Below are 15,890 nucleotides of genomic sequence, written 5' to 3' on the forward strand. Positions count from 1 at the left end.
GGTGCAAAGTGAAATTGTGGTAGGATCTGGCACATAAAAAAACACCGCTCAAATGAGCGGTGTCTAACCTAAATGGGTTAAAAAATATACAGGAAGTGAAATGAGTAACTAACCAGTTACTCCGTTCGGTTGCCCGAACTATGCAAACACAACATCATACTTAAGTCGAAACTCTTAACCAATAAGGAATTACCAATCATTAAGTATGTATGTATTGTAGTGAGATGCGTGGGCGAGAACAAAGGATATTTTTTTATCCCTTGCATAAAAAAAACTAATAGATAAATCAGTGAGTTAGTATAACTGATAATTTTTCATTTGAGAAGATTTTATGTATAAACGTTTGCCTCCCTTGAATTCACTGAAAGCTTTTGAATGTGCGGCACGTCATTTAAGTTTCACAAAAGCTGCTGATGAACTCTTTGTTACCCAAGCCGCAGTGAGTCATCAAATTAAATTATTAGAAGATTTTTTAGGCATTGAATTATTTAAGCGTCAGCACCGTGCGTTAGTGTTAACTGAGTTAGGGCAGATTTATTTTAAAGAAGTTACCGAGATTTTGCGCCGTTTGTCCGAAGTTACGCAAAAATTAATGCTGCAGAAAAATGAAAAACATATTGCCATCAGCGTACCACAAACCTTTGGTATTCAATGGCTTGTGCCACGTTTAAGCGGATTTAATGATCTTCACCCTGATATTGAAGTGCGTTTAACGGGTGTAGATCAAGATGAAGGCTTATTAAATCGCGAAATTGATATTGCTATTTACTATGGACGTGGTGCGTGGGAAAATCTGCAAGTAGAAAAGTTAGCCGAAGAGAATTTGCTTTTACTGGCTTCACCAAAACTTTTGGCTAAACAACCTGTACATTCTGCAGAAGATCTTAAAAAACATACGCTGATTCATATTCATACCCGTGATAACTGGCAGAATATGGCGAATTATTTGCACCTCAAAGGGCTAGAGATTCAGCACGGGCCAATTTTTAGCCATACTTTTATGGCATTACAAGCGGCTGTACACGGACAAGGTATTGTGCTTGCTAATCGATTGCTGGCTCAACAGGAAATTGATAAAGGGAATTTACAAGTGGTGCTCCCAACCCAGCTAAAAGATCCAAAATCTTTTTATGTGGTAAATCAATTAGATAAAGCCAATGATGAACAAATTTTGGCATTCCGCCAATGGATAATTAAAGAAATAAGAAATAATAATGAATAAACTTGCCTTATATTGCCGTATTGGTTTTGAAAAAGAGTTAGCCGCGGAAATCACCGATAAAGCCAGTGAGCGCGGCGTGTTTGGTTTTGCCCGTGTTGAGCCGAATTCAGGCTATGTGATTTTTGAATGTTATCAAGCAGGCGAAGCGGATCGTCTTGCACAAGAATTGCCTTTTGATCAACTGATTTTTGCTCGCCAAATGATCGTGGTGTCTGATTTATTGCAAGATCTTTCCCCTGAAGATCGTATTAGCCCCATTTTATCGCAATATCGTCAAAGTGAATTGGCGAAAAAGCTCAAAAATAGCACTGAATTATTTGTGGAAACCGCCGATACCAACGAAGCCAAAGAGCTTTCGGGATTTTGCCGTAAATTTACTGTGCCACTGCGTAACGCATTGAAAAAAGAAGGTTTTCTACAGGGTAAAGATAGCCACAAAAGTGCGGTAACGTTACACGTTTTTTTCTTGCAATCCACCGCGTGCTATGTTGGATATTCCTACAACCACAACCATTCCCCTTATTTTATGGGCATTCAACGGCTTAAATTCCCCGCAGACGCGCCAAGCCGTTCAACCCTGAAATTAGAAGAAGCCATCTTAACCTTTATTCCGAAACAAAAAGAAAGCCAATATCTGAACGAAAACCAATATGCGGTCGATCTTGGTGCTTGCCCTGGGGGCTGGACATATCAACTGGTAAAACGTGGTTTATTTGTTTATGCCGTGGATCACGGAAAAATGGCTGCCAGTCTGCACGAAACAGGGCGGATCGAACATTGCGCGGAAGACGGTTTTAAATTTCAGCCCCCGAAACGCCGCCGCATTGATTGGCTAGTGTGTGATATGGTGGAACAGCCTAGTCGCATCGCACAACTCATCACAAAATGGTTGATCAATGGCTGGTGTCACGCCAGTATTTTCAACTTAAAATTGCCGATGAAAAAGCGTTATGCGGAAGTCAAAGAATGTTTAGCAATGATCGAACAAGCCTTGGATAAACAAGGACTTAAATTCAAGCTCAAAGCAAAACATTTGTATCACGATAGGGAAGAGATCACCGTTTATCTCTATTTATTGCCTTAATTAAAGTGCGGTGAAAAATTCATAAAAATTTCACCGCACTTCTTGCCTTTTGACAAAATCCCCCTATAATTTAAACTGTATAAAAAAACAGTGGTGATGTGATGGATATTTCTGAATTACTTGATGGATTAAATGATAAACAACGCGAGGCAGTGGCTGCGCCCTTAGGCAATTATTTAGTGCTAGCGGGCGCGGGTAGCGGTAAAACGCGAGTGCTGACTTTTCGCATTGCTTGGTTGATTGCTGTTGAGCAAATTTCTGAAGGAAGCATAATGGCGGTAACCTTTACCAATAAAGCCGCAGCAGAAATGCGCCATCGAATTGAAGAAACTCTGGCGAAATATTCATCACAGCGTGTAATGGGAATGTGGATCGGCACATTTCACAGCATTGCTCACCGCTTGCTACGCGCCCATTATGCCGATGCAGGGCTACCACAGGATTTTCAAATTTTAGACAGTGATGATCAACAACGCTTAGTTAAACGCTTGATTAAACTGCACAATATTGATGAAAAAGCCTATCCACCAAAGCAAGCCTGCTGGTATATCAACCACCAAAAAGAAGAAGGTTTGCGTCCACATCAAATCGATGATCAAGGGGATATGCAAGAACGCACTTGGATCAAAATTTATCAAATTTATCAAGATGCTTGCGATCGCGCAGGCTTGTTGGATTTTTCCGAATTATTGCTTCGTGCCTATGAATTATGGCTGAAAAAACCGTTGATTTTGCAACGTTATCAACAACGCTTTTCGCAAATTTTAGTTGACGAGTTTCAGGATACCAACAAAATTCAATATGCGTGGATCAAATTATTAGTAGGTGAAACGGGCAAAATAATGATCGTGGGTGATGACGATCAGTCTATTTATGGCTGGCGTGGCGCACAAGTAGAAAACATTCACCGTTTCTTAGAAGATTTTCACAATGCACAAACCATTCGCCTTGAGCAAAATTATCGCTCTACGGCCAATATTCTCAATAGCGCAAACCATTTGATCGCCAATAACAGCAACCGTCTTGGTAAAGATTTATGGACAGAGGGTGAACAGGGCGATCCTGTGGGAATTTATGCCGCATTCAATGAAATTGACGAAGCGCAGTTTGTGGCAAACCAAATCAAAATCTGGCTTGATGATGGTGGAAAACTAGATGATTGCGCCATTTTATACCGTAGCAATAGCCAATCGCGCGTGATAGAAGAAGCCTTGATTCGTGCGCAAATTCCTTATCGCATTTATGGTGGATTACGCTTCTTTGAACGACAAGAAATTAAAGATGCCTTAGCCTATTTGCGTTTAATCGCCAATCGCTTTGATGATGCCGCCTTTGAACGTGTTATTAACACGCCTGCGCGTGGTATTGGCGATCGCACCTTAGATGTTCTGCGCCAATTAACGCGTGAGCGGCAAATCACCTTATGGCAAGCCATTCAAGTTGCCATTCAGGAAAATATGCTGGCAGGACGTGCTGCCACTGCCTTGTTGCGCTTTACAGAATTAATTAATTCCTTACAGCAAGAAACGGCGGAAATGCCTTTGTTCGCGCAAACGGATTTTGTCATCAAACATTCAGGCTTATATGAAATGTATAAGCAAGAAAAAGGCGAGAAAGGCGAAGTGCGGATCGAAAACTTGGAAGAATTAGTCAGCGCCACCCGAGAATTTATCAAGCCTGAAGACGCCGAAGAAATGACAGACTTAATGGCATTTCTCACTCACGCCTCTTTAGAAGCAGGGGAAGAGCAGGCTTCACCACATCAATCCAGCGTGCAAATGATGACCTTGCATTCTGCCAAAGGGCTAGAATTTGCCCGTGTTTTTATGGTGGGCGTAGAAGAGGGAATATTCCCGAGTTTCCGTTCCTTTGAAGAACCGGGGCGTTTAGAAGAAGAACGCCGTCTGGCTTATGTTGGGATCACTCGAGCCAAACGAAAACTCACCATTAGCTATGCAGAAAGCCGCCGTTTATATGGTAAAGAAGAGCGCCATTTGCCTTCACGGTTTATTGAGGAACTGCCAGAAGATTGCATTCAAGAAGTGCGTTTACGCGGCACCGTTACCCGCGCCTATAACCGCGCAGCCGTGGGATCGCTCAATACGCATAAATCGGGCAATGCTAGTGAATGGCGAATGGGGCAAAAAGTCAAACACGCCAAATTCGGTAATGGCACAATTATTAACGTGGAGGGCGAAGACAACAACACTCGCCTACAAATTGCTTTCCAAGGCGAAGGCATCAAATGGCTCATTGCCGCGTTAGCAAAGTTAGAAAAACTCTCCTAAACCTAAATAAAAAAATTAAGCGAAAAAGCACCGCTCTTTGGTTTTATACTCAGTCTGTTCTATGTGTACTCTTATGTGTAAAAACAAAAGTGCGGTGCTTTTTTATGTAATTTTGATCTTAAATATAATCATTAAATGATTGATGGATTGTTATCTTTTTGTTAAAAAATAGATGCAATCAAAAAAATAGAGTGAAATTTTTCTATATGATGAGAGTTTGCTTGGTTTTTTGATTGGGATTGGTGAACAGAAGGTTGTTCATTAATCTAGCTATCTTTATAAATTATAACTATCAGGAAGGTAACACATTATGCATTTTCGTAAATCTCTTCTCGCTACATTGTTAGCGATTCCTTTTTCTTTATCTATGGTTTCTTTGCCAGCATATTCCACAGAAGCAACCCAACAGTCTATCTTAGCGGCTCAACGCTATGATCAGAGTAAGGACATTTTCCACCCTGTATATGCAAAAAATGGAATGGTAGCAACAGAGCAACATTTAGCAACGCAAGTTGGTTTGGATATTTTACGTCAGGGGGGAAATGCCATTGATGCGGCGGTTGCAGTGGGATTTGCTTTAGCTGTAGTACTACCAAATGCCGGTAATATAGGTGGCGGCGGTTTTATGGTGTTGCATGATGCCAAAAGCGGTGAAAATATAACCATCGATTTCAGAGAAATGGCACCACAAAAAGCACACCGAGATATGTATTTAGATGAAAAAGGTGATCTGGTTGATGGGAAATCGTTGTTTACTCATTCCGCTGTGGGTGTACCAGGAACGGTTGCGGGTTTACTGCTAGCATTAGAAAAATGGGGATCCTTATCTCGTGAGCAAGTGATTGCGCCAGCAATTAAATTAGCCGAGCAAGGTTTTGCGATTAGTCCAACTTTAGCAGCAACTTTAGAAATTGAAAAAGAGAATTTAGCCAAGTGGCAAAGCACGAAAGCAATCTTTTTTAATCAAGATCAGCCACTTACCTTTGGTGATAATTTAGTTCAGCAAGATTTAGCCAATTCGTTACGTCTTATTGCCAAAGAAGGAAAATCTGCTTTTTATGAAGGTGAAATTGCACAAAAAATCGTGCAAGAAATGGAAAAGCACGGCGGTTTAATTAGCCTTGATGATCTGAAAAATTATAAAGCAGTAATTCGTAAGCCAATCGTGGGAGAATATCGTGGTTATAAAGTGGTAACAATGCCACCGCCAAGTTCTGGTGGGGTACATTTGGTTCAGTTGCTGAATATTTTATCGCATTATCCAATGAAAGAATTTGGTTTTAATAGTGCCAAATCCATTCATCACTATGCCGAAGCGATGAAATTGGCTTATGCGGATCGTGCGACTTATCTCGGAGATCCCGATTTTGTTAAAGTGCCTGTCGCGGGAATTACGTCAAAGGCTTATGCCGATGAGTTAGTGAAAAAAATTAATCCAGAAAAATCAACGCCAGCAACAGAGATTAAAGAAGGCAATCCAATCCCTTATGAAAGTGATCAAACAACCCACTATTCAATTATGGATAAAGATGGAAATGCGGTAGCTGTAACTTATACGCTCAATCTCAATTTTGGCTCAGGTATTGTGGCGGAAGGAACAGGTATTTTATTAAATAATGAAATGGACGATTTTTCTGCAAAACCTGGCGTACCTAACGCATTTGGTTTGATTGGTGGCGATGCAAACGCGATCCAAGCAGGAAAACGTCCATTATCTTCAATGACGCCAACTATTCTATTAAAAGAGGGTAAGCCTTGGTTAGTTACAGGCACACCGGGTGGGGCGAGAATTATTACAACTGTATTACAAAGTATTACAAATGTGATTGATTATGGAATGAATCCTGCTGAAGCGATTACTGTTCCGCGTGTTCATCACCAATGGCAACCTGATCAGCTACGCATTGAAGAAGGCATTAGCCCAGACACCATCGAGCTGCTTAAACAAAAAGGTTACGATGTCGTGACAAAAGCGACAATGGGACGTGAACAAGTTGTTCAAGTAACCGAAGGCGGATTTTATGGCGCTTCAGATCCGCGTAATCCAGATGGCGCAGCGATGGGATATTAATCCTTTTGTAATTTAACCGATAAAGCTGATTTCAGTATGAAGTCAGCTTTTTTATGCACTATTAGTGACATTATTCAGCCCAATTAAAACAAAAGTGCGGTGCTTTTTTGTCTATTTTTTGTAAATCAACTGTTGCGATTAGGAAAGAGAGAGAAAATTCCTGATGATTTCGCAATTTCTTATTTACAACCTTGGAAAATTCCTTTATTAATAAAAGCCATTTTATAAAAACAATCTAGGAGGAAAAGATGCACACGTCATTCAAAAAAACACTTTTATCTGCCGTTTTAGGGTTATCCCTTTCTGTGGGGTCGGCAATGGCGGCTGAGGTACCCGCTGGGACACAGTTGGCTGACAAGCAAGAATTAACTTGGAATATTAGTTCTAACCCTGCCACCCTTGATCCACAAAAAATGGAAGGCGATGTAGAAAGTTATTATGCGCGTCAGTTGTTTGAAACCTTAGTGACTTCTGATCCGAAAGGGCATATTATTCCCGGGGCGGCGACCTCTTGGGAACATAGCCCAGATTCCAAAACCTGGACATTCCACCTTCGCCCTGATGCTAAATGGTCAAATGGTGATCCTGTTGTGGCAGGTGATTTCGTTTATGCGTGGCAGCGTTTAGCCGATCCGAAAACGGCAGCACCTTATGCAAGCTTCTTAGAATTTGTGAAATTGAAAAATGCGGATCAAGTTACCGCAGGCAAACTTCCTGTTACTGATCTCGGTGTTGAAGCCAAAGACGATCATACGTTAGTGTTACATTTAACCGAATCTGTGCCTTATGTTGATAAATTGGTTGAGCATTATGTGTTAGCGCCAGTAAATAAAAAAGTGGTAGAGCAATTTGGTGATAACTGGACGAAACCAGGTAATCTCGTAGGTAACGGGGCATTTGTGCTGAAATCTGCAGTTGTAAACGAAAAAGCCGTGTTAGAGCGCAATCCGAATTATTGGGACAACGCGCGCACCGTGTTGGATAAAGTAGTGTTATTGCCTATCGAATCTTCATCAACAGATGTGGCGCGTTATCGTGCAGGCGATGAAGATATTACAGGGAAAGAAATTCCAATTGAATTATATGGCAAAGTGAAAAAAGAATTAGGCGATGAGCTTTATCACGCGCCGCAACTTTGTACTTATCTTTACGAAATCAATACGGCAAAAGCACCGTTTGATAATCCAAAAGTGCGTAGAGCCTTATCTTTGGCCTTAGAACGTGAAATTTTAACAAATAAAGTGTTACAACAAGGGCAAAAACCCGCTTATATTTTCACCCCGCCATTTATCAATGGGGCTGAGAAAATGACTAACCCTGAGTGGGCAAATTGGACGCAAGATCAGCGTAATCAAGAAGCGCTTAAATTGTTGAAAGAAGCGGGCTTTGATAAATCTCACCCGTTAAATTTCAAATTGTTATATAACACCTCTGATAACCACAAAAAATTGGCGAGTGCCGCGCAGTCCATTTGGAAGAAAAATTTACAAGGCGTGGTGAATATCACCTTGGAGAATCAAGAGTGGAAAACCTACTTAGATACGCGTCATCAAGGCAACTTTGATGTGGCGCGTGCAGGTTGGTGTGCGGATTATAATGAAGCCAGCACATTCTTGAACTATTATTTATCCAATAGTGCGAACAACACTGCATTCTATAAAAATCCAGCTTATGATGCCTTGATTGATTCTTCATTCAAAGCGCAAAGCGATGATGAGCGTGCAGAAGTGTATGCCAAAGCAGAAGGATTGTTAGATGCGGATACCGCAATGGTGCCAGTTTATCACTATGTTCAACCGCGTTTAATTAAACCTTGGGTGAAAGGCTTTGCTTATGCGCACCCAGCACAAAACTATTATTTAAAAGACGTTTATATCATTAAACATTAATCTTTTTTACCCGCACTTTTGGCATTTTAAGAAAAGTGCGGGTGTTTTTTTCTAAATTTTTTTGTGGGAATAATTTTATGCTTAAATTAATTTTTCGCCGTATTTTAGAGGCGATCCCAACCTTATTTATTTTAATCACCGTTTCTTTTTTTATGATGCGACTTGCCCCGGGGAGTCCATTTTCCAGTGAAAAAAATTACCCACCAGAAGTCATCGCCAATATTGAAGCAAAATACCATTTGAATGAACCATTAATGGTGCAATATGGCATTTACTTGAAAGATTTGGCGCACGGTGATTTCGGGCCTTCGTTCAAATATAAAGATTACAGCGTAAACCAGCTTGTCGCGCAATCTTTCCCTGTATCGTTAAAATTAGGGTTTTCAGCCTTTTTGATTGCCTTAGTATGTGGGATTTCCGCAGGCGTTATCGCCGCGTTGAAACAAAATAAGTGGCTAGATTATTTGATAATGACCTTTGCGATGACGGGAATTGTTGTCCCCAGTTTTGTGGTCGCCCCGTTGTTGGTGCTGATTTTTTCTATTACCTTAAAATGGCTGCCATCAGGCGGTTGGGAAGGCGGGCAGCTGACCAATATGATTTTACCAATGATTGCCCTTTCCCTTTCTTATATTGCTAGTATTGCGCGGATTATGCGTAGCTCAATGATCGAAGTCTTGCATTCTAATTTTATTCGCACGGCGAAAGCAAAAGGGCTGCCAATGTCGCGAATTATTTTGAAACACGCGTTACGCCCAGCACTGTTGCCTGTCATTTCTTATATGGGGCCTGCTTTTGTGGGAATTATTACCGGCTCTATGGTGATTGAAAGTATTTTCGTGTTACCAGGAATTGGGCAGCTTTTCGTGAATGGTGCGCTAAATCGTGATTATTCCTTAGTGCTAAGTTTAACTATTTTGGTTGGCACATTAACCATTGTGTTCAATGCCATTGTAGATATTCTTTATGCCGTGATTGACCCGAAAATTCGTTATTAATGGAGTGCAGACAATGATAAAAACAAAAGAAAATCAAGCACTAATGGAAAAATTGGGGGAGCAATTAGACAAAGTCGAAGGGCGCAGTTTATGGCAAGATGCCAGACGCCGTTTTTTCCGCAATAAAGCGGCGGTGGTGAGCCTTTTCGTGTTATTTCTCATTTTGCTTTTTGTAACCTTTGCACCAATGTTGATGCCCTTTAGCTATGATGATACCGATTGGGCAATGATGTCTTCACCGCCAGATTTTGAATCAATGCACTATTTAGGCACAGACGGCTTAGGGCGAGATCTTCTGGTTCGGCTTGCCATTGGTGGACGTATTTCCTTATTAGTTGGGATCGCAGGGGCGTTTATCGCCGTTTTAGTTGGCACGCTTTATGGCGCAACCGCAGGCTATGTGGGCGGCAAAACCGATGCGATTTTAATGCGTATTTTAGAGATCTTATATTCTTTCCCGTTTATGTTCTTTGTGATCCTATTGGTTACATTTTTTGGGCAAAATATTTTGCTTATTTTCGTGGCAATTGGCATGGTGTCTTGGCTGGATATGGCGCGTATCGTGCGTGGGCAAACCCTAAGCCTTAAACGGAAAGAATTTATCGAAGCAGCCATTGTATGTGGTGTTTCACCAAGTCAAATTGTTTGGAGACATATTGTGCCGAACGTATTAGGTGTTGTGGTGGTTTATGCCTCCTTGCTCGTGCCGGGAATGATCTTGTTTGAATCTTTTTTAAGTTTCTTAGGATTAGGTACACAAGAACCGCTTAGTAGTTGGGGCGCATTACTAAATGATGGGGCAAACTCAATGGAAGCCGCGCCTTGGTTACTTATTTTCCCCGCATTGTTCCTTGTGGTAACCCTATTTTGTTTTAATTTTATTGGTGATGGCTTGCGTGATGCGCTTGATCCGAAAGATCGATAAGGTGAGAAAATGAAAAACGAAAAACACCCTCTCCTTGATGTTCAAGATTTAAGAGTAACCTTTAAAACGCCAGACGGCGAGGTTACTGCAGTAAACAACTTAACCTTTAGCCTTAATGCTGGTGAAACCTTAGGCATTGTTGGTGAATCAGGTTCAGGAAAATCGCAAACCGCGTTTGCTTTGATGGGACTATTAGCTGATAACGGACGCACTTCAGGCTCAGCCCGTTTTAATGGTGAAGAGATTTTAGGCTTATCGCCATCACAATTAAACCGCCTAAGAGCGGAGCAAATTGCGATGATTTTCCAAGATCCAATGACTTCGCTCAATCCTTATATGAAAATTGGCGAACAGTTAATGGAAGTATTAATGTTGCATAAAGGTTTTGATCGCAAACAAGCCTTTGAAGAATCCGTAAAAATGCTTGATGCGGTGAAAATGCCAGAAGCACGCAAGCGAATGGCAATGTATCCGCACGAATTTTCTGGCGGAATGCGTCAGCGTGTGATGATTGCAATGGCATTATTATGTCGTCCAAAATTATTAATTGCTGATGAACCAACCACCGCCTTAGATGTAACTGTACAAGCACAGATAATGACGCTGTTAAATGAGTTAAAACACGAGTTTAATACAGCAATTATTATGATTACGCACGATCTTGGCGTGGTGGCTGGGAGCTGCGATCAGGTGCTGGTGATGTATGCGGGAAGAACGATGGAATATGGCTCAGCGAAAGATATTTTCTATCAGCCAACTCACCCTTATTCCATTGGTTTGATCAACGCCGTGCCACGTTTGGATTCTGAAGAAGATAAACTCTTAACCATTCCCGGCAATCCACCTAATTTATTGCATTTGCCAACGGGCTGTCCATTTAGCCCACGTTGCCAATTTGCAACGGAACAATGCCAAAACAGTCCGCCATTGGAACAATTTGCGCCAAACCGCTTGCGTGCTTGTTTTATTGAGCCAAGCCAGCTGGTAAGGGGGAATTAAGATGAAAAAATTATTATTAGAAGTTGAAGATCTGAGCGTACATTTCAAAGTACAAAGCAACGAAGGCTTTTTATTTAAGAAAAAACAAACCTTGCACGCAGTAAACCACGTTTCCTTTAAATTGTATGAAGGGGAAACCTTGGGCGTGGTAGGGGAGTCTGGTTGCGGAAAATCTACCCTTGCTCGTTCGATTATTGGCTTAGTGAAAGCCGCAGGCGGCAATATTTTATGGCTAGGTAAAGATCTCAGCCAGCAATCTGAAAAGCAGTGGCACGATACGCGTAAAGATATTCAGATGATTTTCCAAGATCCCTTGGCATCACTCAATCCGCGAATGACCATTGGAAATATTATTGCTGAACCACTGAAAATTTATTTTCCCCATTTATCGGCGCAAGAAGTCAAAGATCGCGTGCAAGCAATGATGCTAAAAGTGGGCTTATTGCCAAATTTGATCAACCGCTATCCGCACGAATTTTCAGGTGGACAATGCCAGCGGATTGGCATTGCACGCGCCTTGATTATTGAGCCAAAATTAATTATTTGCGATGAACCCGTTTCAGCGTTGGACGTATCCATTCAAGCGCAAGTAGTGAATTTGTTAAAATCCTTACAAAAAGAAATGGGCTTATCGCTGATTTTTATCGCACATGATCTTGCTGTGGTTAAACACATTTCCGATCGCGTATTGGTGATGTATTTGGGCAATGCAGTAGAGCTTGGTACTTATGATAAGGTGTATCACGAAACCAAACACCCTTACACCAAAGCCTTAATGTCAGCCGTGCCAATTCCCGATCCTGATTTAGAGCGAAGCAAAAAAATTCAGCTATTAGAAGGAGATCTCCCTTCGCCAATCAATCCGCCTTCAGGCTGCGTGTTCCGTACTCGTTGTCCCATTGCAGACACTGAATGTACACTCAGCAAACCACGCTTGGAAGGAAATGAACAGCATTTAGTGGCTTGTTTTAAGGTTTGAGCAAAAGTATAAAAATAAAGTGCGGTGCTTTTATGTATTTTTTATTTTAAGAAAATATTACAAAAAAAGCACCGCACTTATTATTAGATTAATTCAAGTATTTAAACACTTTCACCACTTTTACTACGCCCGAAACATTTCTTGCAACTTCAGTGGCAGCATCGGCTTGTTGTTGGGTGAGGTTGCCCATTAGGAATACTTCGCCATTTTCGGTGATCACTTTTACATCTGTGGATTTCACGCCTGAATTGACGAAGAGTTTGGATTTGATTTGGGTGGTGATCCAGCTGTCTTTGCTGATTTGTCCAAGGGAGATTGGTGAGCCTACACGCAGTTCGTTATAAACTTCGGAAACGTTATCGATGCCTTTAGCAAGCCCTGTAGCAATTTCTTTTAAACTTTCATTTGGTACTTGCCCAATAAGTAAAATTCTTCCGCTATATGAAACCACATTGATGCGAGCTTCGCTATCCAGTTGTTGATCTTTATTAATGGCGTGTAAAACTTTTTCTTCAAGGGTTTCGTCATCAACCTGTGTTCCTACTGTTCTTGGATCGGTGGCAACTTTGGTTGCAACAGCTGTTGCCCCAACAATGCCTGCCACTGTGGCGCTAACACAGCCTTGTAGAACAAATGTAGTGCCGAGAATAAGGGCTAATTTTTTTAAATTCCTTGTTTTCATTAGTTGTACTCCTTTTGATTATCTATAAAGGGTTGAGATCTATGAATGAGAAAAAAGAGAATGATCAATTAACTCACAAATCGTATTAATAATAAATAGGTGATGCTCCAAAATACGGCTTTCTTTTACCGTGGGGGCGGTGATTTCCAAATCCTGTTCGGTGAGAAAGCCTTGAATATGATCGTTATTTGCTCCCGTTAATGCTATGACACTAATTTCTTTATTTAGTGCAGAATTAATTGTATTTAGCACCATTTCTTCATTACCAAAAGGGGAGAACACTATCAACAGATCCCCTTGTTGTGCCACCGCATTGAATTGGCGTTGGTAGAATTGTTGCTTGGGGCGATCGGCAATAATCGCTGATCCAATGGCGTTATCCAAACTTAATAACACGGAAGGAAAGCTCGGTCTTTCTAGCTCATAGCGATTGAGCAAATTCGCCACCAGAAATTGCGCATTGGCATAAGAGCGCCCTTGCCCACAGACGATAATTTTATTGCCACGCAATAGGCAAGCGACAATGTTTTGCACCGCTTGAAAAATGGCATTAGGCAATAAGCTCGAAGCAGAAATCTGGGTTTGTATGCTTTCGCTGTAAAGATCTTTTATTTTATCTAACATTGTGATTTATCAGGCTTATTCATCAAGAAAATTAGGAATCCACTGTAAGTCTTGTATTGTATTACCAAATGCCACTAAGTCAAAACGGCAATCAGTATCTTCTAGGCTGCAATCTTGTTTTGCCAGCCACATATTGGCGGCATCTAGCCATTTTTGCTGTTTTTGCCAATCTACACTTTCCACGGCAGAGCCAAAAAAATCATTTTTTCTTTGCCGCACTTCAACAAAAACAATGGTTTCGCCATCTTGCATAATTAAATCCAGTTCACCACATTTAAAATGCTGGTTGGCGGCAATAAATTTTAGCCCTTTAGATTGCAAAAAAAGGCGAGCTTGTTGCTCAAAGCTCGCCCCTTGCTGACGTTTGGATTTAAACATATTAATTGCTTAATACAACCACTGACGCATTTTGGTATTGATACCACGTCATATCACGTTCGATATTACAATTCGGGCCAGCGCTTAATTTACCGGTTAAGCCGTTAATATTGAAGCCTGGAACTTGGCGTAACTCATTGAATTGATTGATCAATAACCACGCATCTGCGCCCATTGCATACAAACGCATTAAGGAATAATCCCCATTGGTAAAGCCTGCCACTTTTTTGTATTGTGCAGAATCCACATCTTTAAAGAATGGAATATCACTAAATTCTAACCCATTCATTAATAAGCGATATTCAGGCGTATTATTTGATGAATTGCTGCGTGAACTTGCAAATAATTTCAAGTTAATGTTGCTGTTATCAATCGCCATTTTAATATCACTAAGCTGATTGTTTGTTGCCACAATATATAAAGCTTGAATATTTTGGTTTAAGCCTGATTGTAGTGTGTAAGTGATGTCATCAGCATTATTGTAGAATTTGATATTGGCATCTGTACCTGAAAGCTGTTGCCAGCGAGTGTTAAATGCAGAAGCGGTGCGGCGACCGAGATCGCTTTGCGGCACAATAATAAATGGATTTTGAATACCCTGATCCCAAATACGATTTGCCGCAGATTCTGCTTCATCTTCAGGGGCTAAGCCGTAATAGCAAAGCTGACCAATGGCACGAGAATTTGCTGTTGAGTTTAAGGTAAGCACATTTAGCCCTTGTAATAAATCAGGGCGGTTAGTCAATTTATCCACATTTTGCTTTAATAATGGACCAACAACGGTACTAATGCCTTCAAGTTTCGCTTGCTCAATGATGCTTTCCACTGGCGTAGCAAGGGTATCAAACACTTTCACTTGAATGTCTGAACCGCCTCTTGCATCATCAAAACCACGCTTAATGGTGCTACCAATGATCTGCGCATCACCACTTAATGGCAGAAGTAGGGCAACTTGGTTTAACTGCGTTTGTTGGAAGTTAAATAGCCCTTGTAATTCCGTTGGGAAAAGATAACTGGCGCTATGTCTTGGATAAGCCGCTTTCCAGCTTTGTAAGGCTTGGCTTAATTGAGCTGGGTGATTTAAGTTATCGTTGTAGGCTTTAGTTAATGCTAACCAGCCACCTAAAGCAGCACTGCCTTCCGCCGATGTATTGTTAATTAAACCACGGTTTGCATTGCGTAATAAGGCCCAAGTGCGGTCATTATTTTCTTGTTTTCTTTGTGTGTCGGTTAATAGGGAATCAATTTGAATACGCGCTTTTACGGCATTCATAATTTGATTACGATTTTTTGCCACACGCGCAACCACTTCATAGTAACGTGCTTTTTGCGAAGGGCTTAATAAAGCAAGATCAATCGCTTTTAAACGTGTGTCGGCGGCTTTATTATTGCCTTTCACAGCAGCGATATGGGCCTCAATGATAGCTTTATCAAGCAGCTGTTCTTCATTAAGATCGTTTAATTCTGCTAACATTGCTTGCGCTTGCGGGATTTTATTCTCACGCACCAACACACGCGCAGCAAGCAATTTGTAAGTTTGTTGATCTTCAAGATTTTGTGTACGTTGAATTTGATTGATGTAATATTCCGAACTGGCATTTGCATCGTTTTTCAGCACATTTGTAAAGCTGTTACCGAACAAATTGGTACAGCCCGCCAAAACCAATGCAAATAAAAAAGGCATTAATCGATTTTTTAAATTAATGCGTTGTAATAGAATAGTCATAATTACTCCGTTGTTGAAAACAATC

At 41.0% G+C, this 15,890-nt stretch carries 13 protein-coding genes; 9 read left to right on the forward strand and 4 right to left on the reverse strand.

What is annotated here, in order from left to right; all coding sequences use genetic code 11:
* Nucleotides 1-331 precede the first annotated feature (331 nt).
* From ACNAV8_RS03825 to oppF, 9 genes are all read left to right on the forward strand, one after another.
* Nucleotides 332-1,222: a transcriptional regulator GcvA gene (locus tag ACNAV8_RS03825; RefSeq protein ID WP_103854835.1), complete on the forward strand. Its 891-nt coding sequence runs from the start codon at nt 332-334 to the stop codon at nt 1,220-1,222.
* Nucleotides 1,215-2,306, forward strand: coding sequence for a 23S rRNA (cytidine(2498)-2'-O)-methyltransferase RlmM (gene rlmM, locus ACNAV8_RS03830; RefSeq protein ID WP_415777244.1), 1,092 nt, complete (start codon nt 1,215-1,217; stop codon nt 2,304-2,306). The genes ACNAV8_RS03825 and rlmM overlap by 8 nt, the downstream gene beginning before the upstream one ends.
* Nucleotides 2,307-2,407: 101 nt before the next feature.
* Nucleotides 2,408-4,594, forward strand: a complete 2,187-nt coding sequence (gene uvrD, locus ACNAV8_RS03835; protein WP_415777245.1) for a DNA helicase II — start codon at nt 2,408-2,410, stop codon at nt 4,592-4,594.
* Between the two features lie 307 nt (nt 4,595-4,901).
* Nucleotides 4,902-6,665 (forward strand): gamma-glutamyltransferase, encoded by a 1,764-nt coding sequence (gene ggt / locus ACNAV8_RS03840; RefSeq protein ID WP_415777289.1) that lies wholly within the window; start codon nt 4,902-4,904, stop codon nt 6,663-6,665.
* A 248-nt stretch (nt 6,666-6,913) separates the two neighbouring features.
* Complete coding sequence (locus tag ACNAV8_RS03845; protein WP_103854833.1) at nt 6,914-8,554, forward strand: ABC transporter substrate-binding protein; 1,641 nt, start codon at nt 6,914-6,916, stop codon at nt 8,552-8,554.
* A gap of 77 nt (nt 8,555-8,631) precedes the next feature.
* A complete protein-coding gene (gene oppB, locus ACNAV8_RS03850) occupies nt 8,632-9,552 on the forward strand; it encodes an oligopeptide ABC transporter permease OppB (protein ID WP_103852558.1) in 921 nt (306 codons plus the stop codon).
* Between the two features lie 13 nt (nt 9,553-9,565).
* Entirely contained in the window at nt 9,566-10,477 is a 912-nt protein-coding gene (gene oppC, locus ACNAV8_RS03855) for an oligopeptide ABC transporter permease OppC (RefSeq protein WP_415777247.1), read from the forward strand.
* A gap of 9 nt (nt 10,478-10,486) precedes the next feature.
* The gene (gene oppD, locus ACNAV8_RS03860; RefSeq protein ID WP_103854831.1) at nt 10,487-11,476 is read left to right on the forward strand and encodes an ABC transporter ATP-binding protein; all 990 of its coding nucleotides are present in this window, start codon (nt 10,487-10,489) and stop codon (nt 11,474-11,476) included.
* A gap of 1 nt (nt 11,477) precedes the next feature.
* A complete protein-coding gene (gene oppF / locus ACNAV8_RS03865; protein WP_415777248.1) occupies nt 11,478-12,455 on the forward strand; it encodes a murein tripeptide/oligopeptide ABC transporter ATP binding protein OppF in 978 nt (325 codons plus the stop codon).
* Between the two features lie 88 nt (nt 12,456-12,543).
* Here oppF and dolP read toward each other — a convergent pair whose 3' ends face one another.
* From dolP to ACNAV8_RS03885, 4 genes are read right to left on the reverse strand one after another with little or no spacing between them, the layout of a single operon-like run.
* The gene (dolP, locus tag ACNAV8_RS03870; protein ID WP_415777249.1) at nt 12,544-13,137 is read right to left on the reverse strand and encodes a division/outer membrane stress-associated lipid-binding lipoprotein; all 594 of its coding nucleotides are present in this window, start codon (nt 13,135-13,137) and stop codon (nt 12,544-12,546) included.
* Nucleotides 13,138-13,176: 39 nt separating this feature from the next.
* A complete protein-coding gene (locus ACNAV8_RS03875; RefSeq protein ID WP_103854829.1) occupies nt 13,177-13,761 on the reverse strand; it encodes a D-sedoheptulose-7-phosphate isomerase in 585 nt (194 codons plus the stop codon).
* Nucleotides 13,762-13,776: 15 nt separating this feature from the next.
* Nucleotides 13,777-14,139: a YraN family protein gene (locus ACNAV8_RS03880; RefSeq protein WP_103852552.1), complete on the reverse strand. Its 363-nt coding sequence runs from the start codon at nt 14,137-14,139 to the stop codon at nt 13,777-13,779.
* Nucleotide 14,140: 1 nt separating this feature from the next.
* The gene (locus ACNAV8_RS03885; protein WP_103854828.1) at nt 14,141-15,865 is read right to left on the reverse strand and encodes a penicillin-binding protein activator; all 1,725 of its coding nucleotides are present in this window, start codon (nt 15,863-15,865) and stop codon (nt 14,141-14,143) included.
* Between the last annotated feature and the right edge of the window lie 25 nt (nt 15,866-15,890).

This window comes from Avibacterium endocarditidis (assembly GCF_965138825.1).
GTDB lineage: Bacteria > Pseudomonadota > Gammaproteobacteria > Enterobacterales > Pasteurellaceae > Avibacterium > Avibacterium endocarditidis.